Source organism: Herbaspirillum sp. VT-16-41, from assembly GCF_001994935.1.
Lineage (GTDB): Bacteria > Pseudomonadota > Gammaproteobacteria > Burkholderiales > Burkholderiaceae_D > Herbaspirillum > Herbaspirillum frisingense.
In genome coordinates this window covers 204,795-224,172 of sequence record NZ_MUXB01000101.1, presented here as the reverse complement: position 1 = coordinate 224,172, position 19,378 = coordinate 204,795, and the positions used below count along the sequence as shown (strand labels likewise).

Below are 19,378 nucleotides of genomic sequence, written 5' to 3'. Positions count from 1 at the left end.
GCAAGCGATGAATGCTTTTCCGGGCCGGGCCGCCGACTGCCCCCGGGCAAAGGCCTGAATCCCACCATCGGCGCGGGCCGCGCGGCCATTTCCCGAAACATCCACACACCCCGGCAGCCGCTCGTGTGGACCATGCAAACGGGTTAGAAGCGCCTTCGCACCAGATGAAGTTGTACGACATGCTGGCCGCACCTGACGTAGCGCGCCGGCACGCGTATCATGCGCGCATTCGTCCATTCCCATGCTTCAACCATGAATACCACTCCCTCCCTGCCACCATCGCGCCCGGCAGTCCCTTGGCTCAAACCCCTGCTGTTCGTGCTGGTGGCAGCCATCGGCTTGTATTACGTCAAATGGTCCCCGTATTACCTGAAGTCTTTTGTGGCCGCCGACAAACACAGCATCGGCGCGTCCATCCTGTCCAACGCACCGACGGCGCCGTGGTCGGCGGCACTGGAATATGCCGGCGTCTACTTCGCAGCGATCTGGAAGGCCGCCGTACTGGGCGTATTGCTGGGGTCGCTGGTACAGGTCCTGGTTCCGCGCGACTGGCTGTTGCGCGTGTTCGGCCGCGCCGGTCTGGGCTCCACGCTGCGTGGCGGCCTGTTTGCACTGCCCGGCATGATGTGCAGTTGCTGCGCCGCGCCCGTGGTGGCCGGCATGCGCCGCCAGCAGGTATCGGTCGGGGCGGCGCTGGCCTTCTGGATGGCCAATCCGGTACTCAATCCGGCCACGCTGGTATTCATGGGCTTCGTGCTGGGCTGGCAGATGGCTGCGCTGCGGCTGGTGGCGGGTATCTTGCTGGTGGTGGGCGTGGCGCTGGTGGCGCAGCGCGTCTCGCAGGCCCAGGCGCAGCCAGCAGCTCTGCCGCAAGCCGCACTGGATGCCGTAGCCCAGGCAGATCAAGGCGAACAGGCAGACAGCGCCCGCCCCTTCCTGCTTCGCTGGGGTCGTCAACTCTGGCAATTGTTCTGGAGCACGATCCCGATCTACATCGTGGTGGTCCTGGCCCTGGGCGCGGCCCGTGTATGGCTGTTCCCCCAGGTGGATGCCAGCATGGGCAACAGCCTGCTGTGGATCGTGGCGCTGGCCGTGGTGGGCACGCTGTTCGTGATCCCGACGGCAGCCGAAATCCCCATCGTGCAATCCATGCTGTCCCTGGGCATGGGCGTCGGTCCGGCTGTGGCGCTGCTGATGACACTGCCCAGCATCAGCCTGCCCTCGCTGCTGATGCTGCGCAGCTCCTTCACGCCGCGCGTGCTGGTGACGGTGACCGTCATGACAATCCTGATCGGTGCGGCCAGCGGTCTGGCCGCCGTGGCCCTGTTCTAGGGCCTGCTCAGGCCTGGGCTTGCGCCATCGACCTGGGCTGCGGCCGATGCTGGCGCAGGAAGTCGACCACCTCGGCCTGGTTGCCTGCGAACAGCAGGCGCGAGAGTTTGGCTTCGCGCTGGAAGGCATAGACCGGGTCGTAGTAGTCCGTCAGCAGGGACTCGATCCAGGCCCGATGCAGGTCGACCACGCCATCTTTCTCCTGGCGCGCCAGGGCGGTTTCCATCAGCTGCAGCAACTGCCGGTAGCGCTGGTCGCCCAGGCGCTTGACCAGCTTGCCCAGCGCGGCCAGCAAATGGGCCCGATAGCGTTCGAAACCGTGGCGCGGGTCCAGCGCCAGATACTCCTCGCTCAAGCCACTGACATAGTCGCGCAGGATGCGCTCCACGCGCCCTGCCCGGCTGTCTTCCAGCCATACCATGGGCAGACTCTGCATGCGCTGGTGCAGCGCCAGTGGCAAGGCGCAGGCACCGATCAGGCGGCTCTCGTCTTCCAGCGCGAACCAGTGATGGCCCTGCGCACGCAGCTTGATCATGGCAATCGCCAGCCGGTGCTCGAAATCGATGGGTGCCGGCTGCGCCGAAGCGCGCTTGCCAAAGCTGGAGCCACGGTGGTTGGCATAGGCTTCCAGATCCAGCGCATTGTCCAGCTGCTGCAGCACGTCGGTCTTGCCGCTGCCGGTCATGCCGCCCACCACCACAAACTGGCACTGCGCCAGCGCCTCTTCGATGGACTGCATCAGGAAATGCCGCAGCGCCTTGTAGCCGCCAGCCACGCGGGGATAGGCGATGCCGGCTTCACTTTTCAACCATTGCTGGGTGATCTGCGAGCGCAGACCACCACGAAAACAGTACAGGCAGCCGTCAGGATGCGCCTGCGCAAATCGCGCCCAGGCGGCAATGCGCGCTTCCTTGACCGGGCCGCTGACCAGTTGGTGCCCCAGTTCGATGGCCGATTGCTGCCCCTCTTCCTTGTAGCGCAGGCCGACCTGATGGCGCTCGCTATCGTTCATCAGCGGCAGGTTCACTGCCGTCGGAAACGCCCCCTTGCCGAATTCCACCGGCGCCCGCGCATCCAGCATGGGCGTATCGGCCAGAAACAGCGCCTGACTGGGCTGGATATCGGCCATCAGAGGACCTCGACGGCGTATCGCTGTCGTTCCACCAGTTCGCCGATGGGGGCCAGCTCCAGGCCCAGCGCAGCCGCCGTGGCGAGGAATTCGGGATTGGCCTCGGGGCGTACCGCCACCAGCAAGCCGCCGCTGGTTTGCGGGTCGCACAGCAGGTGCTTCTGGCTATCGCTCAGCGGGCTGATCCTGGCGCCATAGCTCTCGAAATTGCGCAAGGTACCACCCGGCACGCAGCCTTCAGCGAGGTAATATGGCACGCCCGGCAGGCTGGGTACGCGACCCGATTCGATGCGCGCCGTCAGGCCACTGCCGTCGCACATCTCGACCAGGTGACCCAGCAGGCCGAAGCCGGTCACATCGGTCATGGCGGTCACCCCGGCCAGCTTGCCGAAGCGGCTGCCGGGCTGGTTGAGCTTGCACATCCAGTCACGCGCGCTGCCCACGTCTTCGGCGCGCAGCTTGCCCTTTTTCTCGGCGGTGGTGAGGATGCCGATGCCCAGCGGCTTGGTGAGATAGAGCAGGCAACCGGCGGTGGCGGTGTCATTGCGCTTCATGTTGCGCTTGTCGACCACGCCCGTCACGGCCAGGCCGAAGATGGGCTCCGGCGCATCGATGGAATGGCCACCGGCCAGCGGGATGCCGGCCGCATCGCAGGCCGCGCGGCCGCCGCGCACCACTTCACGCGCCACCTCAGGCGGCAGCACATTGACCGGCCAGCCGAGGATGGCGATGGCCATCAGCGGGTCGCCGCCCATGGCGTAGATGTCGCTGATGGCATTGGTCGCGGCGATGCGTCCGAAGTCGAAGGGATCGTCGACGATGGGCATGAAGAAATCGGTGGTCGAGACCACGCCACGCTCTTCGTCGATGGCATAGACGGCAGCGTCATCGCGGGAGGCGTTGCCCACCCACAGCTTGGGGTCCAGATGCTGGGCGCCACTACCGGCGAGAATCACTTCCAGCACCTGCGGTGAAATCTTGCAGCCGCAACCGGCACCATGGCTGTACTGGGTCAGACGAATGGGTTCGCTCATGGGAATGTCCTGGCTGTTCGGAGGGGATGCCGATTCTAGCAGCGTTTGAGGGGCAGGATTGAAGCGCGGCAGCACCCTGCGGGTGGCCAGGGCTACAGCAATCTGTCCAACACTTCGGCGCAACGGATGACCTGGAGCCCGAGGTCCTCCGTCACCTCGTCACTGCCCTCATATTCAAAGCCGTTGCGCACGTCGTGGGCCTGGGCCAGGAGTCGCCAGATCTCCGGTCCCACGTCCAGCGTATGCGGCAGGCACTGGAATACGACGTAGCGGTTCGCCGGACGAAATCCCTGGCGTCGTAGCGCCGCCAGAGCAAAGGCGTAAGCCGCGCTGTAACCCAGCAGAAACCGGCTTGACAGCGATAAGCCGGGCACCAGGGCATCGCGCAGGCGATCACGACCGCTTTGCAGATGGATCTCGATTTCTGCGCTCGTGGGAGGCTCCGCCTTCAGTTGACCAAGCCGTAGAAGGTTTTCCAGCTCATTGATGCCCATCCTGCACTCCGATCAGGTCGATGACCGGCCCCGCCATCACCGCCATGAGAAAGTGATGCCGGGAAGCCAGCTTCTTCTGGAATTCGGCAGGACGATAGACCTTCAACGAAATCTTCCTGCCCAGGCGGGATTCCAGCGCGACCAGTTCCGGGTAGAGATCAGCACTACCCAGGTCGTCCGCCACCATCAACAGGTCGATATCGCTGGCGGCGGTGTCCTGCCCCTTGGCGACCGACCCATAGATGAAAGCCCGGTCGATGCGCGCTGCGAAAGGCAGGAGCATAGCTCTGATGGCGTCAGCCACGCCAAAGGTCTTGCGCACGATGGCGCTCAATTCCGAAAAAATCGGAGAGGCCGGATTGGGCTTGTACAACTGCACCCGGCCCATCTCTTCCTTGAGCAGCAATCCGGCGCCGGTCAGCTTGCCCAGTTCACGCTGGGCCGAGGCTGACCCCAGGCCGGTACTGCTCATCAAGGCACGCAGATGCATCCCTTCCGGATGCAGGAAAAGCTGCCCCAGAATGGCTTGCGTGGATTTGGAGAAGAGAGCATCGGCGAGCGTCGTCATGCGCCATATTCTAGCTCAATTGAGCCAAAATCTGGCGCAGCACCCAACACCGCTGCCATGACCGCAGGACAAAAACAAAAAAGCCCCGCAAGAAACTTGCGAGGCTTTCGTATTCTGGCTCCCCGACCTGGACTCGAACCAGGGACCTGCGGATTAACAGTCCGTCGCTCTACCGACTGAGCTATCAGGGATCAATTGAGGGCGCGATTATGAACGATTTTTTTCCGAATGACCAGAGAGGAAAACGAAAATTTTTTACACCGTTCTGCATCGTGGCGGCATAGCCCTGCCGCCCTTGCGCACGACCTGCATCACAGGTCACACACACATTGAAAGGCCCCGCAATTGCTTGCGAGGCCTTCGCATTCTTTGGCTCCCCGACCTGGACTCGAACCAGGGACCTGCGGATTAACAGTCCGTCGCTCTACCGACTGAGCTATCAGGGAACAGCTGAGAAAAAGATTATGACCCGATTTTTACTTCATGTCAAAACTTTTTTCAGGGAAATTGCCATTTCTTCATAGGAGAAATGCCGCTCCCGCCCCATCCGCAGACAAGGCGGGAAAACGCATTACAGCACCTTGGCGATGGCGTTGACGACGGCGTCGATGTTCTTGCTGTTCAATGCGGCCACGCAGATGCGGCCGGTGTCGACGGCGTAGATCGAGAACTCGTTGCGCAGGCGATCCACCTGGGCCTTGGTCAGGCCCGAGTAGGAGAACATGCCGCGTTGGCGGGTAACGAAATCGAAGTCATGGCTGGGCGCCTTTTCCTTCAGCTTGGCGACCAGCAGCTGACGCATTTCGCGGATGCGCACGCGCATCTCGGCCAGCTCGTCTTCCCACAGCTTGCGCAGTTCGGGCGATGCCAGGGCGGTAGCGACCACCTGGCCACCGTGGATCGGCGGGTTGGAGTAGTTGGTGCGGACCACGCGCTTCAGTTGCGACAGCACGCGGGCGGCTTCCTCGGCGCTGGCGGCGGCGATGGACAGTGCGCCCACACGTTCGCCATACAGCGAGAAGGACTTGGAGAAGGAGTTCGACACGAACAGCGGGCCGCCGGCTTCGGCGAAGCGGCGCACCACCTGACCGTCTTCGGCGATACCGTCGCCAAAGCCCTGGTAGGCCATATCCAGGAAGGGCACCAGGCCGCGCGAGGTCACCACTTCGATGACCTGGGTCCACTGGTCGTCGGTCAGATCAGCGCCGGTGGGGTTGTGGCAGCAGGCGTGCAGCAGCACGACCGAACCGGCCTTCATGGTCTTCAAGGCGTCCAGCATGCCGGCGAAGTTCACGCCGCGGGTGGACGGGTCATAGTAGGGATAGGCGTTGACCTTGAAGCCGGCCATCTCGAACAGGGCGCGGTGGTTTTCCCAGCTCGGGTCGCTGATCCAGACTTCGGTGCCGGCCGGCGAGAAGTGCTTCAGGAAGTCGGCGCCCAGCTTCAGGGCACCGGTGCCGCCCAGGGCCTGCACGGTGATCGCACGCTTTTCGGTCACCACGGCGCTGCCGGCGCCGAAGACCAGCTCCTGCACGGCGCGGTCGTAGGTGGCCAGGCCGTCGATGGGCAGGTAGGTACGCGGGGCCAGCTTGGCCGCCAGTTCCGCCTCGGCTTTCTTCACGCATTCCAGCAGGGGGACCTTGCCGTTGTCGTCGTAGTAGACACCCACGCCCAGATTGGTCTTGGCCGGGTTCTGGTCGGCGTTATAGGCTTCGGTCACGCCCAGGATAGGGTCGCGCGGCGCCATTTCGATGGCGGAAAACAGGGAGGCGGAGACAGGTGCGTTCATCGTGATAACATGAAAAGTTAGCTGCAACAAAGCGCAGCAGAAGGAAATGGATGCAGGTCCAAGCGGCCGGACATGCACCTTTTTGCAACACTGCATTCTAACAAAAGTGGATGCCCAATCACAGATACAGCCGGGGTGAATTGCCTGCCGAATCTGCATGAGCCCATGCAGAGCCGACATAACCCGCGCCGCGCAGTGTCGCGGTCTGGCACCGATGAGCTGCCGCCTGACGCCACTTTGCGTCCGGTCGCGCTGATCCCGGCATGCCGTTTGCGTCTTGAACTTCCACATCCCGGCAGCATTTGATGAATATTCACGCCACCACATTGCCTGCGCGCAATGCCCCGAATCCGGGCATTGTTGCCATCCTGCGCACTGCGGCGGCCCACCGAGCAAACGAGCGACAGAGGCGAGCGACACCATGGCAGAACTGACCCCCATTAGCACCGAGCTGGACGAGAGCAAGTTCATCACCTTCCCCGACTCGCCCTTCAAGCTCTACCAGGTCTTCCCGCCGGCCGGCGACCAGCCGGCGGCCATCGACAAGCTGGTCGAAGGCGTCCACGACGGTCTGTTCTACCAGACCCTGCTGGGGGTGACCGGCTCGGGCAAGACCTACACCATGGCCAATACCATCGCCCGCCTGGGGCGCCCGGCCATCGTGTTCGCGCCCAACAAGACGCTGGCGGCACAGCTCTACAGCGAGTTCCGCGAATTCTTTCCGCACAATGCGGTGGAATACTTCGTCAGCTACTACGACTACTACCAGCCCGAAGCCTACGTCCCCCAGCGCGACCTGTTCATCGAGAAGGATTCCTCGATCAACGAACACATCGAGCAGATGCGCCTGTCCTGCACCAAGTCGCTGATGGAGCGGCGCGACGTGGTGATCGTGGCCACCGTCTCGGCCATCTACGGTATCGGTAATCCCAATGAATATCACCAGATGATCCTGACCCTGCGCGCCAAGGACAAGGTTTCGCAGCGCGACGTCATCGCCCGCCTGATCCAGATGCAGTACACCCGCAACGAAGTGGACTTCGGCCGTGGCACCTTCCGCGTACGCGGCGACACCATCGACGTGTTCCCCGCCGAGCACGCCGAACTGGCGGTGCGCATCGAGACCTTCGACGACGAGATCGACAGCCTGCAATTGTTCGACCCGCTGACCGGCCGCGTGCGCCAGAAGATTCCACGCTTCACCATCTACCCCGGCTCGCACTACGTCACGCCGCGCTCCACGGTGCTGCGCGCCATCGAGACCATCAAGCAGGAACTGGCCGAGCGCCTGGAATTCTTCCGCAAGGAAAACAAGCTCATCGAAGAACAGCGGCTGGAACAGCGCACCCGCTTCGACATCGAGATGATGACCGAGATCGGTTTCACCAAGGGTATCGAGAACTACTCGCGCCACCTCTCCGGCGCCAAGCCGGGCGATCCGCCGCCCACCCTGGTGGACTACCTGCCGCCGGATGCGGTGATGTTCCTGGATGAATCGCACGTGCTGATCGGCCAGTTGAACGGCATGTACAACGGTGACCGTGCGCGCAAGGTGAACCTGGTGGACTACGGCTTCCGCCTGCCCTCGGCGCTGGACAACCGGCCCCTCAAGTTCGACGAGTTCGAGAAGAAGATGCGCCAGACCATCTTCGTCTCGGCCACCCCGGCGGACTACGAAAACAAGCGCGCCGACCAGGTGGTGGAACAGGTGGTGCGCCCCACGGGCCTGGTGGACCCGATCATTTCGGTGCGTCCCGCCACCACCCAGGTGGATGACCTCATGCAGGAAATCAACGACCGCGTCGCCCGCGACGAACGGGTCCTGGTGACCACACTGACCAAGCGCATGGCCGAGCAGCTGACTGAATTCCTCTCCGACAACGGTATCAAGGTGCGCTACCTGCACAGCGACATCGACACCGTGGAGCGCGTGGAGATCATCCGCGACCTGCGCCTGGGCACCTTCGATGTGGTGGTCGGCATCAACCTGCTGCGCGAAGGCCTGGACATTCCCGAAGTCTCGCTGGTGGCGATCCTGGATGCGGACAAGGAAGGCTTCCTGCGTTCCGAGCGCAGCCTGATCCAGACCATCGGACGCGCGGCGCGTAACCTCAACGGCATGGCCATCCTTTATGGCGACGTGGTGACCGACTCCATGCACAAGGCCATCGGCGAGACCGAGCGCCGCCGCGCCAAGCAGATGGCCTTCAACGAAGCCAACGGCATCGTCCCCACCGGCATCAAGAAGGAAATCCGCGAACTGATCGACGGCGTCTTCAACCCGGCCCAGGCGCGCAGCGAGCTGATGGTGGCCGAAGAGAAGAAGAACTACGAGTCCATGAGCGAGAAGCAGATCAGCAAGGAAATCAAGCGCCTGGAAAAGCAGATGCAGGAACACGCCAAGAACCTGGAGTTCGAAAAGGCGGCCGCCGCCCGCGACCAGTTGCACGTGCTGAAGCAGCAACTCTTCGGCGCGCCCGGCAGCGATACGGCCGTCGCCTGAACGCAGGCGCCAGGGTAGGCGCCATGGGAAGGCCGGCCTGGCGATCAGGCGGTATACAATGCCGCCACTTTATCGCTACGGCCGTCTGCCTTTCCCGCCCATGTCTCCCGCCACTCCCGCCGCCACGCCCTTCCCCGCCCTGCCCGCCACACTGCTGGACCTGATCCGCAGCGCCCACCCTTCCTGGCACCCGACCTTGCGCGCCGGGCTGGAAGCGATCCAGCAGGCCGATCCGGCCTACCTGGGCGTACTCGCCCAGGATGACTACCTGCCCACCGAAGGCCGGCTCTTCGCCGCCTTCCGCCAGCCTATGGACCAGGTGCGTTACGTGCTGGTGGGCGAAGGCCCCTACCCGCGCGCGGCCAGCGCCACCGGGGTGTGCTTCATGGATGGGGCGGTGGGGTCGCTGTGGTCGGACAAGGGCTTGTCCAAGCAGGTCAATCGCGCCACCTCGCTGCGCAATTTCATGAAGATGCTGCTGGTGGCCGATGGCCGCGTGCCAGCCGGCCAGACCAGTGGCGACGCCCTCGCCGGCATTGCCGCCCAGGCCCAGGCCGATACCGCCGGCACCATCCAGACCCTGGCCGACCTGCAGGACAACCTGACGGCGCACGGCTTCCTGCTGCTCAATGCCAGCCTGGTCTTCCGCGCCCACGTGGCGCCGGTCAAGGACGCCCGGGCCTGGAAGCCCTTCTTCGATACCGTGCTGCGCGCCCTGGCCGAGCACGGTGAAGAACATGCTGCGCCCCTGCCCACCCTCGTCCTGTGGGGCAAGATCGCCGAACAGCTGGACAGCCTGCCGCTGGTGCAGTCCTTCCCGCGTGCCGTGGCCGAGCATCCCTATAACCTGAGCTTCATCGAACACAGCGGCATGCAGCAGCTGTTCGGTGCCATGCGGCTGCTGGAGAAGCGCCCGTAAAAGGCAGACGTCAATCCGGGTGCCGTAAACGACAAATCCCCGCTAATGGCGGGGACAGGTTCTGCGGCGCTGGGCTGCCTGCATCGCGGCTGCGATGCTGCTGGGGGTGCGATGCTACTGGGCTGCGGCTGGTGCCGCCTTCGGTTCCGACCATACGGAACCGGTCTCTTCTTTTTTCTTCAGGCGCATCGGGCCTGGTGCTGCAGGTACTGCTGACATCTACCGGTATTTCAACTTGCGCGTCGCGCCGGAATGCGGCCGACCTACCGTCGATAGTCGAAGTCGGTTCAGATCTGCGATTGCAGCTTCCACACGGCGTGCAGGTGGCTGTGATCCAGTTGACGCAGACGGACTTCCATCTCGAAGTGATCGGTCACGCCGTCGAAATAGGCGGCATCCTGCATCTCGGCAGCATCGTTGCGCACAGGCTTGAGGGCGTGGGCGGCGATGACTTGCTGAACGGCAAACTTCACCAGCTCGACCAGCGAGCGCAAATTGTTAGAAAAACCGGCATCTTTTGCCAATATACTCACGGAGTTCATTGCAACTTCCTTCTGTTTAACGTTTGGGTGATTGAAGAATAAGGTCGCCCCTGGCGTTTGCAAAGCAACATTTTCCGACACCACTATAAGTTTTTCTTACATCATGTCGTCTTCCCTGCCCCCGTTGAAAGCCCTCAAAGTGTTCGAAGCGGCAGTCCGGACGCGGAGTCTGACGCTGGCGGCACATGAACTTTTCATCACCCATAGCGCGGTCAGCCAGCAGATCAAGTCACTGGAAGAGTATTTCGAACAACCGTTGTTTTTACGCCAGTCGCGTGGCGTGGAGCCCACAGAAGCGGCCCTGGCCTTCTATGCCGAGGTCAAGGCCAGTCTGGACCGCATCGCACTTGCGGCAGAGCAACTATCACTGGCCGGCAAGAGCCGCGTGGTGCGGCTGATCGCCGCGCCCTCGGTGGCCATGCGCTGGCTGATCCCGCGCCTGTCGCAGTTCCAGATCGACAACCCGCGCATCGAGGTAAGGGTGACCACGACCATGTCGGAGTATTTCGAGGATGTGAAGGACCCGTTCGATGTGATCCTCTGGCGCAGCCCGCTGGAACGCAGCGGCTATGAATGTGTGCGCTTCCTGGATGACGTCTCGGTGCCGCTGGCTTCACCGCACTTTCTAGAGACGCACAAGATCACGGTGCCACGGGACCTGGTGGAGGTGCCGCTGATCCACCTCTCCAGTCGCTCGGCGGCCTGGTCGCAGTGGCTGGGCAAGGCCGGAGTAGCGGTGCGGCGCAAGATGCCGGGCACCGTCTATGAACACTTCTTCCTGAGCTTGCAGGCCGCGGCCACCGACCTGGGCGTGGCCATGGGGACCTTGGCGCTGGTGGACGACGACCTCGCCCACGGCCGGCTGATCCAGCTGTTCCCGGAGGTGGTGCTGCATGGAGAGGGCTTCCACATGATGTATCGCAGCAGCGCCGAGACCAACCCGGCGCTCAAGACCTTCATCATGTGGTTGAAGCAGATGGGACAGGCGTCCGCCTTCGATGCCCAACGCACCTGGCCGGCGGACTTCCCCGGCGAGCACTGAGGCTGCACCGGAGCAGGATCGCTTCAGTCGGCCGACTTGAGCACGTGCACCTTGCGGTCGGTGATCAGGTCCTTGGACTTGTCGCGGTAATCCAGCATGTGCGGCAGGGTGAAGTGCAGGCGCAGGGCATCCTCGTCCTTCCACTTCTCGACGAAGGCGAAGGTGTCCGGCCCCATCGGCGCCTGGTTCGGGCCAAAACCATCGACATCCACCACCAGACCGTATTCGATACAGCCGGCTTCGGCGCGCACGGCGGCCAGGTTGGCGCGGGCCAGGGCCAGCAGGTCTTCACGCTTGCCGGGCTTGGCAGTGATGATGGCGACGACGGTAACGGTGCTCATGCGGGGATTCTCCTGATGTTGTTGATGGACATGCCGCCAGCCTGGCGGCGCGGGCCATCAGCATACGCGATTTGGACGCCACCTGCCCTTTCGGGAGGGAGACGGTGCCCGGCACCCGCTTCAGGCCTCAGTTCAGACGAATCTTTTCCAGCAACTGCGTGATGTTGTAGCGCATGAGCGTCAGATAATCCGGCGCCGGGCCGGCAGCCGGCGAGAGCGCATCGGCGTAGAGCTTGCCGCCCGGGGCGGTGCCGGATTCGCGGGCGATCTGCTGCAGCAGCTTGGGATTGCTCATGTTCTCGAAGAACAGGGCCTTGATCTTTTCGCTGCGGATCTGGCGGATCAGGGCGGCGACATCGCGGGCGCTGGGCTCGCTATCCGTGGAGACACCCTGGGCCGCCAGGAAGCGCACCTTGTAGCGGGCGCCGAAGTATTCGAAGGCATCGTGCGAGGTGATCACCTTGCGCTTGGCGTCGGGAATCTGGCCGAACTGGCGGGCCGCCCAGGCATCCAGGTCCTGCAGCTTGGCGACGTAGGCCTCGCCGTTCTTGCGATAGACCTCGGCGCCGGCCGGGTCCAGCTTGGCCAGCGCGGCGACGATGTTGCGTGTATAGACGATCACGTTCTGCGGGTCCTGCCAGGCGTGCGGATCGTCCTTGCCATGGTGCGCATGCGCGCCGCCGTGATCATGCTCGTCCTCGTCCTCCCCCACGCGTTCGCGGGCCTTGATCCCGGCCGAGGCCACCACGATGGGGCCGCGATAGTTGGCCGATTGCGCCAGGCGCTCCATCCAGCCTTCGAAACCCAGGCCGTTGACCACGATCAGTCGGGCACGTGCGACCGCCTTGATGTCGTCCGGCGCCGGCTGGAAGACGTGGGCGTCTTCATCCGGTCCCACCAGGGTGGAAACGCTGATGCGATCCCCGCCGACGTTGGCGACGATGTCGCCCAGGATGCTGAAGCTGGCCAGCACCGGAATGCGCTCGGCGGCAACGGCCGGCAGGGTTAGCGCCAGGGCCAGCACGGCCAGCAGCGCAGAGAGGGGGCGAAACAGTTTCATGGTAGCTCCGGGGAAGGAAAAACGAAGGTATTCAAGCCTGCAGGTGGGGCCGGCGCAGCAGGCGCGGCAGCCAGCCACGGGGCGCAAACAGCAGCGAGGCGGCGTACAGCACGCCGGCGCAGACGATGATGACCGGCCCGGACGGCACCGAGGCGTAGTAGGAAATGAGCAGCCCGGCATACCCCGCCAGCGCCGCCTGCAGCACGCTGTTGCACAGCTGTGCCGGCAGCGTGTCGTGCCACAGCCGGGCCGACACCGCCGGCAGCATCATCAGCCCCACGGCCATCAGGGTCCCCAGGGTCTGGAACGACGCCACCAGGTTCATCACCACCAGCATCAGGAACACCTGCTGGTAGATCGCCCCGCCACTGCGGCTGCCCACGGCCATGTAGGAGGGATCGAAACTCTCCAGCAACAGGCCGCGATACAGGGCGGCAATGCCCAGCACGCTGGCGCTGGCCACGCCGGCGATGAGGACCAGACCTTCACTGTCCACGCCCAGCACATTGCCGAAGAGGATATGCAGCAGATCGAGCTGGGTGCCGTGGCGCGAGATCAGGATCACGCCCAGCGCCAGTGCCACCACATAGATGGCGGCCAGGCTGGCATCTTCCTTGAGCTCGGTGTGCCGGCTGATCCAGCCGGCCACCGCCACCACCAGCACGCCGGCGGCAAACCCGCCGATCGACAGGGCCGGCAGCGACAGGCCGAAGAAGATGAAACCCACCGCCACCCCCGGCAGCACGGCATGGCTCAGGGCCTCGCCGAACAGGCTCATGCGGCGCAGGGTCAGCAGCACGCCCAGCGGGGCGCTGCCCAGGGCCAGCGCGAAAGCGGCCACCAGCGCACGGCGCATGAAGGAAAATTCCTGGAACGGCGCAATCGCCAGTTGCTGGACGGTCGTCAGCACGCTCATTGCAGGCCTCCCTTGGCGACGGCGGGACGCGGATGCTGCGCCTGCCCGTGCGGATGGGAATGGCTATGTTCATGCGCCGGCCGCAATGCGCCGGACAACGCCAGCACCTCGGCCTCGCTGACTGCACACACGCCGGCATGCTCGTCGACCGCTTCGGCCATGGCGCGGGCACGCTGCAGGTTGTCTTCGCACATCACCTCGGCCGTATCACCCCAGGCCACCACATTGCGCGCCAGCAGCAGGGTCTGCGGGAAGGCACGACGCACCTGGTCGTGGTCGTGCAGCACCGCGATCACGGTACGACGTTCCGCATGCCAGGCCGAGATGATGCGCAACAGGTCGCCGGTAGTACGGGCATCGATGGCATTGAAGGGTTCGTCCAGCAGGATCACCTCGGCATCCTGCAGCAGGATGCGGGCAAACAGCACGCGCTGGAACTGCCCCACCGACAGGCTCGACACCGCCCGCCCGGCAAAACCCTCCAGCCCGACCGCGGCCAGTGCCTGGATGGCGCGGGCGCGCATGGCGGCATCGATACCGCCCCAGTTGCCCTTGGCCTGCCAGTAACCCAGCAGCACGCAATCCAGCACATTGATGGGGAAGCTGCGGTCGATCTCGGCCTGCTGCGGCAGGTAGGCGATGCGGCGCGCATCGACATGGGTATGGACCCGGCCGTCGTTGCAGGGCACCAGGCCCAGCATGCTCTTGAGCAAGGTGCTCTTGCCGGCGCCATTGGGGCCGACGATGGCGGTCAGCGAACCGCGTGCGAAACTGCCGTTGACGTGGTGCAAGGCCGGATGGCGGCGATAGCTGACGGTCAGGTTGTCCAGCGAGATGGCGGCATCCATGTCAACCCTCCCCCAGCGCCCAGTGCACGCCCAGCCACAACAGCAGCAGCACCGGCAGGACTGCGAGCACACGCTGCCACCACGGGCTGGCGAGCACGCCTTGCTTCAAGAGAAAACGAGAGAAAACCGACACGGCAGAGACCTGAGAAGAATGAAGGGTACCCGGGCAGATCGCAGCGGCGGCCAGCGGCCGCGCCTGCGGAAGCCCCTTGCGCAACCGAGTTGCAGAAACAGGTAAAGGAAGCATTATAATGCAACCCTGTTGCAGAATGTAACAAGCCTGAATTTTCGGTCCCGGCCGGGTCACAATGCGGGCTAGCTGCGGTGCTCCAATGCTGTGCTCCGAGAGCCATAGACGGTCTACCGTCATCCCATCCACCCAAGATACGTACACGAAAGCCACCCATGTTCCGTTCCCGTCCCCTGCTGCCCTTGCTCCTCCTGTCCCTGGCCAGCCTGCCTGCGCTGGCGGCCGACGATGCGCACGACCATCATGGCAACCATCCGGCGCACGTGCATGGCGTGGGCAAGCTGGACCTGGCGCTGGAGGGCAACACCCTGACCCTGCACCTGGATACCCCGCTGATCAACGTGGTCGGCTTCGAACACGCTGCCAACAGCGCACGCGACAAGGACACCGTACGCGCCGCCGCCAAGACCCTGCGCGACGTCGGCCGCCTGTTCGTCACCGATGCCGCGGCCCAGTGCAAGCCGGCCGAAATCCAGCTGGAATCGGCCGTGCTGCCGCCAGCCCTGCTGGGAGAAAAGACCCCCGCCAGCGCGCCGACCGCCCCTGCTGACGGCCATGCCGACCTGGATGCCGATTTCACCCTGGTCTGCGCCACCCCCGGCGCGCTGACCACGGTGGACGCCAGCGGCCTGTTTGCCGCCTTCCCCGGTTTCCAGCGCATCGACGTGCAGCTGGCCACCCCCAAGAAGCAAGGGGCCGCGCAACTGGTGCCGGGCGCTGCATTGATCCCGCTGAACTGAGTCCGCTGAACTGAGTCCACTGCAGCGATCCGGGCCGCCCGCCGCCGTCAGGCCCCTGACAGCCGCAGCGGCTATCCTTGGCGATCCGTCCCGCGCGGGTCGCCTTTCCTGTCCTTCCGGTTGGTCATGAATTTTTCCGCTCCCCCTTCCCCGGCCGCCGCCATCGCCATACGGGCGCTCCGCTTCACCTGGCCCGGCCAGGATCACCCGGCCCTGGCGCTGGAATCGCTGCAGGTGGCGGCGGGCGAACATGTCTTCGTCAGCGGTCCCAGCGGCAGCGGCAAGAGCACCCTATTGGCCGCCATCGGCGGCATCATCGTGCCCCAGGCCGGGCAGATCGATGTGCTGGGACAGCCCCTGCACACACTCTCGGCGGCGCGCCGCGACCGTTTCCGGGTGGACCACATCGGTTTCATCTTCCAGCAGTTCAACCTGCTGCCATATCTCTCCATCATCGACAATGTGCTGTTGCCCTGCCAGTTCTCGGCCTACCGCAAGGAGCGTGCTCGCCAGCAGGGGGCCGACCTGGCCACGGTGGCGCAGGGGCTGCTGGCGGCCCTGGACCTGGCGCCGGCGCTCTGGAAGCGCCCGGTGACCCAACTCTCCATCGGCCAGCAGCAGCGGGTGGCGGCAGCGCGCTCGTTGATCGGACGGCCCGAGATCATCGTCGCCGATGAGCCCACCTCGGCCCTGGACAGCGATCGCCAGCAAGCCTTCCTCGACCTGCTGCAGCGCGAATGCGCGCAGAGCGGTGCGGCACTGGTGTTCGTCAGCCACGACCAGCGCCTGGCCGAGCGCTTCGACCGCCGCATCGCGCTGGAACAGATCAATCACGCCGCCCGTCCCGAGGAGGCCGCATGAAGCTGCTGCTGCGCCTGGCCGCCCACAGCGCCTGGAACCGTCGGTTCACGCTGGGCCTGATGCTCTTGGCCATCGCCCTGTCCACCACCATGCTGCTGGGCATCGAACGGGTGCGCCACGAAGTGCGGGCCGGGTTCTCGCAATCGGTATCCGGCACCGACCTAGTGGTGGGTGCCCGCACCAGCCCCATCCAGTTGATGCTGTATGCCATCTTCCGCATCGGCGGGGCCACCAACAACATGGGCTGGGACAGCGCGCTCACGCTGGCGCGCAATCCGGCCGTGGCCTGGACCATTCCGATCTCGCTGGGGGACTCGCATCGCGGCTTCCCGGTGCTGGCCACCAATGGCGACTACTTCAGGCATTTCCGCTACGGCAGCGGCTTGCCCCTGAAGCTGGCCCAGGGCCAGCCTTTCAGCGGCGTCTTCGATGCCGTACTGGGCGCAGAGGTCGCCGAGAAGCTTCACTACCAGCTGGGCGATGTGATCATCCTGTCGCATGGCATGGGCAGTGTCGGCGGCCGCAGCCTGACCCAGCATGCGGACAAGCCGTTCAAGGTGGTCGGCATCCTGGCGCGCACCGGCACGCCGGTGGACCGCACGGTGCATATCGGGCTGGACGGCATGCAGGCCATCCACCTCGACTGGGAAGGCGGCGCGCCCATGCCGGGGCTGCACATCCCGGCCGAATTCGTCAAGAAATTCGACCTCACCCCCACCAGCATCACCGCCGTGCTGGTGGGCCTGAAGAGCCGCGCCCGGGTGTTCGCCCTGCAGCGTGACATCGCCGATGGTGATGGCTTCAGGGAGCCCTTGATGGCAGTCCTCCCGGGCGTGGCACTGGACCAGTTGTGGGATGTCGTGGGCATTGGCGAAAACGCCTTGCTGGTGGTCTCCGGCATGGTGATGGTGGTGGGACTGGCCGGCCTGGTGGCGGCGATCCTGGCCAGCCTGGGCGAGCGACGGCGCGAGCTGGCGATCCTGCGCTCGGTCGGGGCGCGCCCGCTGGATGTGTTCCTGCTGCTGTGCGTGGAGGGCCTGGGCGTGATGCTGGCCGGCGTGCTGGCCGGGCTGGTGCTGCTGAGCGCCCTGGTGTGGGGATTGGGGCCGCTGCTGGCGGACCACTTCGGCATCCTGCTGCAGCCCTCATGGCCGGGGCCGGGCGAATTACAATTGCTGCTCTGGACCGTGCTGGCCGGCCTCGTGGCCAGCCTGCTGCCGGGCTTGCGGGCGTACCGCCTGAGCCTGTCCGACGGCCTGACCCCGAAAATCTGATCTGGACGCATCAAGATGAAGACTCTTTACTGGATAGGCGGCATCGTCACCGCCGGCCTCCTGGTCGGTACCGGCGTGCGCCTGCTGGGCCATGCCGACGCCCAGGCAGCCGCGCCGACAACGGCGCCTGCCGCCAACGCCAACACCAACAGCCACGGCAGCGCAGGCGGCCCGCTGGCCGGCGCAGTGCCGGCGGTCACGGCCCGTGCCGCCGCCGGCAGCACCGTCAGCGGCGTGGCGGATGCCAGCAGTGGCCAATACCAGGTCGGCGAACAGCTCAAGCAGAGCCCCGCCGTCACCGACCAGCCTTACCAGGCCTCGGGCAAGCTGGTCAACGGTTACCAGGAAATCGCCTGGGAAGCGCTGATCCCCAAGGACTGGGACCCGATGGCGCCGTTCAAGGGCCTGAAGCTGGACCAGTTGACCGATGACGATCCACGCGCCGATGCGGCCTTGTGGAAGGCCAAGAAATACTGGAAGGACGCCCCGGTGGATGCCTCCATGGAAGGCAAGCCGGTGCGGCTGCCCGGCTTCGTGGTCTCGCTGGACCGCGAAGGCGAGGCCCTCAAGGAATTCCTGCTGGTGCCCTACTTCGGCGCCTGCATCCACGTCCCGCCGCCGCCTGCCAACCAGATCATCCACGTGCGCAGCGCCAAGGCCGTCAAGAACGTGCGCACCATGGATGCCGTCTGGATCAGCGGGGTGATCAAGGTGGAGCGCTCCGACTCCTCCATGGGCGCCTCCAGCTACAGCATGAAGGCGGTCAGCGTCGAACCCTATACGGCTCCGGACAAGGGCTGATCAATTTTCTCCCCCGATGGGGTTTATCCCCAGCTTCTCCTCTTCCCGGCAGGGCCTGCGCCAGGCAGGCCCTTATCCACACTTTCCGGGGGCAAGCTTGTGGACAAGGCTTTGACAAGCCTCCCAAATCCTTGATTACAAAGCCTTTTCTTTCCACGCCTTCGCACCGCGCAAGCAATGCGCAAACACCCTGCTCGGATTTCCCAACGCACCGCTGCTGCCCCACCGTGACGGATATCCACATTTTTTGGGAGCAAGCCTGTGGAGAAACGCTGGGCAAGCCAGACAAGCCATTGATTCCAAAGCGCTTTTGTCCAGCGGCGCAAGCAGTGGCAAAAAATGAGCAGCTGCCTGCCGGCCACTTGCCTGGCGCGTGGCACGCAGCTGTCCACATTTTCTGGTGGCAAGCCTGTGGAGAAGGTCTTGACAAGCTATTCAAGCGATTGATTTCAAACAACTTTTCGTTGATGCAACAAAGCTCGGCAAAGGCCTGGAAACCGACCAGAATCCTCTTCCGGAGGCCCATTCCCGGGATCGGGAAGATGCTTTTCACCGGTCTTTGGCGGATATCCACATTTTTTGGGAGCAAGCCTGTGGACAATGCCTTGGCAACACGATCAAGTCCCTGATTTACAAGGATTTTTCATGTTCGACGCAGTCCGTGGCAGCGAACAGGCATCGAGCGCCAGGCCAGATGGGGCCTGGGTTTTGGCGAGATATCCCCGCATTTTGGTGGCAAGCCTGTGGACAAGGGCTGGACAAGCGACTCAACACATTGATTCAAAAGGATTTTCTTGTTTCGACCACAATAAAATCAGTATCGACCACCCGGCCGGCGCCGGACGGATATCCACATCTTTTGGTAGCAAGCCTGTGGACAAGCGCTTAGCAAGCGAGGCAAGTGATTGAAAGCAAAGGGAAAACAGCGGGAGTGC

At 64.2% G+C, this 19,378-nt stretch carries 20 protein-coding genes and 2 tRNA genes; 9 read left to right on the top strand and 13 right to left on the bottom strand.

The features are described 5' to 3' along the window. The first annotated feature begins 252 nt into the window (after positions 1–252). The gene (locus tag BTM36_RS11950) at positions 253–1,332 is read left to right on the top strand and encodes a permease (protein WP_039876384.1); all 1,080 of its coding nucleotides are present in this window, start codon (positions 253–255) and stop codon (positions 1,330–1,332) included. A gap of 7 nt (positions 1,333–1,339) precedes the next feature. Here the strand turns inward: BTM36_RS11950 and mnmH are convergent, their stop codons facing one another. The 7 genes from mnmH to BTM36_RS11915 form a co-directional block, all read right to left on the bottom strand. Beyond that, positions 1,340–2,461, bottom strand: a complete 1,122-nt coding sequence (gene mnmH, locus BTM36_RS11945) for a tRNA 2-selenouridine(34) synthase MnmH (protein WP_077236438.1) — start codon at positions 2,459–2,461, stop codon at positions 1,340–1,342. Beyond that, the gene (gene selD, locus BTM36_RS11940; RefSeq protein ID WP_006712847.1) at positions 2,461–3,495 is read right to left on the bottom strand and encodes a selenide, water dikinase SelD; all 1,035 of its coding nucleotides are present in this window, start codon (positions 3,493–3,495) and stop codon (positions 2,461–2,463) included. The genes mnmH and selD overlap by 1 nt, the downstream gene beginning before the upstream one ends. Positions 3,496–3,587: 92 nt before the next feature. Then, on the bottom strand, positions 3,588–3,989 hold the full coding sequence (locus tag BTM36_RS11935) for a hypothetical protein (protein WP_077236437.1): 402 nt from the start codon (positions 3,987–3,989) through the stop codon (positions 3,588–3,590). After that, positions 3,976–4,557: a nucleotidyltransferase domain-containing protein gene (locus tag BTM36_RS11930; RefSeq protein WP_139347133.1), complete on the bottom strand. Its 582-nt coding sequence runs from the start codon at positions 4,555–4,557 to the stop codon at positions 3,976–3,978. Before BTM36_RS11930 ends, BTM36_RS11935 begins: the two co-directional genes overlap by 14 nt. 115 nt (positions 4,558–4,672) lie before the next feature. Then, positions 4,673–4,748 (bottom strand) — tRNA-Asn (locus tag BTM36_RS11925). A 179-nt stretch (positions 4,749–4,927) separates the two neighbouring features. Further along, a tRNA-Asn gene (locus tag BTM36_RS11920) sits at positions 4,928–5,003 on the bottom strand. Between the two features lie 125 nt (positions 5,004–5,128). Beyond that, on the bottom strand, positions 5,129–6,346 hold the full coding sequence (locus tag BTM36_RS11915) for an amino acid aminotransferase (protein ID WP_077236436.1): 1,218 nt from the start codon (positions 6,344–6,346) through the stop codon (positions 5,129–5,131). A 421-nt stretch (positions 6,347–6,767) separates the two neighbouring features. On the opposite strand from BTM36_RS11915, the gene uvrB reads away from it, so the two are divergent. Both uvrB and BTM36_RS11905 read left to right on the top strand, forming a co-directional pair. Further along, entirely contained in the window at positions 6,768–8,849 is a 2,082-nt protein-coding gene (gene uvrB / locus BTM36_RS11910; protein WP_077236435.1) for an excinuclease ABC subunit UvrB, read from the top strand. 100 nt (positions 8,850–8,949) lie between these two features. Continuing rightward, entirely contained in the window at positions 8,950–9,768 is an 819-nt protein-coding gene (locus BTM36_RS11905) for a uracil-DNA glycosylase (protein ID WP_077236470.1), read from the top strand. 287 nt (positions 9,769–10,055) lie between these two features. On the opposite strand, the gene BTM36_RS11900 is transcribed toward BTM36_RS11905, so the two are convergent. Beyond that, positions 10,056–10,310 (bottom strand): hypothetical protein, encoded by a 255-nt coding sequence (locus BTM36_RS11900; RefSeq protein ID WP_077236434.1) that lies wholly within the window; start codon positions 10,308–10,310, stop codon positions 10,056–10,058. A 103-nt stretch (positions 10,311–10,413) separates the two neighbouring features. Here BTM36_RS11900 and BTM36_RS11895 point away from each other — a divergent pair, with 103 nt between their 5' ends. Next, positions 10,414–11,352 carry a LysR substrate-binding domain-containing protein gene (locus BTM36_RS11895; RefSeq protein WP_077236433.1) on the top strand — a complete coding sequence of 313 codons (939 nt, stop codon included), beginning with the start codon at positions 10,414–10,416 and terminating at the stop codon, positions 11,350–11,352. A gap of 23 nt (positions 11,353–11,375) precedes the next feature. Here BTM36_RS11895 and BTM36_RS11890 read toward each other — a convergent pair whose 3' ends face one another. The 5 genes from BTM36_RS11890 to BTM36_RS29265 all read right to left on the bottom strand — a co-directional run bounded on the left by BTM36_RS11890 (position 11,376) and on the right by BTM36_RS29265 (position 14,650). Then, positions 11,376–11,693: a putative quinol monooxygenase gene (locus tag BTM36_RS11890; protein WP_077236432.1), complete on the bottom strand. Its 318-nt coding sequence runs from the start codon at positions 11,691–11,693 to the stop codon at positions 11,376–11,378. A 127-nt stretch (positions 11,694–11,820) separates the two neighbouring features. After that, entirely contained in the window at positions 11,821–12,753 is a 933-nt protein-coding gene (locus tag BTM36_RS11885; RefSeq protein ID WP_077236431.1) for a metal ABC transporter substrate-binding protein, read from the bottom strand. 31 nt (positions 12,754–12,784) lie between these two features. Next, a complete protein-coding gene (locus BTM36_RS11880) occupies positions 12,785–13,669 on the bottom strand; it encodes a metal ABC transporter permease (protein WP_077236430.1) in 885 nt (294 codons plus the stop codon). Continuing rightward, positions 13,666–14,517, bottom strand: a complete 852-nt coding sequence (locus BTM36_RS11875; RefSeq protein WP_077236429.1) for a metal ABC transporter ATP-binding protein — start codon at positions 14,515–14,517, stop codon at positions 13,666–13,668. Before BTM36_RS11875 ends, BTM36_RS11880 begins: the two co-directional genes overlap by 4 nt. 1 nt (position 14,518) lies before the next feature. Beyond that, complete coding sequence (locus BTM36_RS29265; RefSeq protein WP_256385243.1) at positions 14,519–14,650, bottom strand: hypothetical protein; 132 nt, start codon at positions 14,648–14,650, stop codon at positions 14,519–14,521. A gap of 272 nt (positions 14,651–14,922) precedes the next feature. Between BTM36_RS29265 and BTM36_RS11865 the strand changes: the two genes are divergently transcribed. From BTM36_RS11865 to BTM36_RS27775, 5 genes are all read left to right on the top strand, one after another. After that, positions 14,923–15,507: a DUF2796 domain-containing protein gene (locus BTM36_RS11865; RefSeq protein ID WP_077236427.1), complete on the top strand. Its 585-nt coding sequence runs from the start codon at positions 14,923–14,925 to the stop codon at positions 15,505–15,507. A gap of 126 nt (positions 15,508–15,633) precedes the next feature. Next, on the top strand, positions 15,634–16,368 hold the full coding sequence (locus BTM36_RS11860) for an ABC transporter ATP-binding protein (protein ID WP_077236426.1): 735 nt from the start codon (positions 15,634–15,636) through the stop codon (positions 16,366–16,368). Beyond that, on the top strand, positions 16,365–17,642 hold the full coding sequence (locus BTM36_RS11855) for an FtsX-like permease family protein (protein ID WP_077236425.1): 1,278 nt from the start codon (positions 16,365–16,367) through the stop codon (positions 17,640–17,642). Before BTM36_RS11860 ends, BTM36_RS11855 begins: the two co-directional genes overlap by 4 nt. 15 nt (positions 17,643–17,657) lie before the next feature. Continuing rightward, entirely contained in the window at positions 17,658–18,443 is a 786-nt protein-coding gene (locus tag BTM36_RS11850) for a DUF3299 domain-containing protein (protein ID WP_077236424.1), read from the top strand. 645 nt (positions 18,444–19,088) lie between these two features. Next, entirely contained in the window at positions 19,089–19,352 is a 264-nt protein-coding gene (locus BTM36_RS27775) for a hypothetical protein (protein ID WP_139347132.1), read from the top strand. The last annotated feature ends 26 nt before the right edge of the window (positions 19,353–19,378 follow it).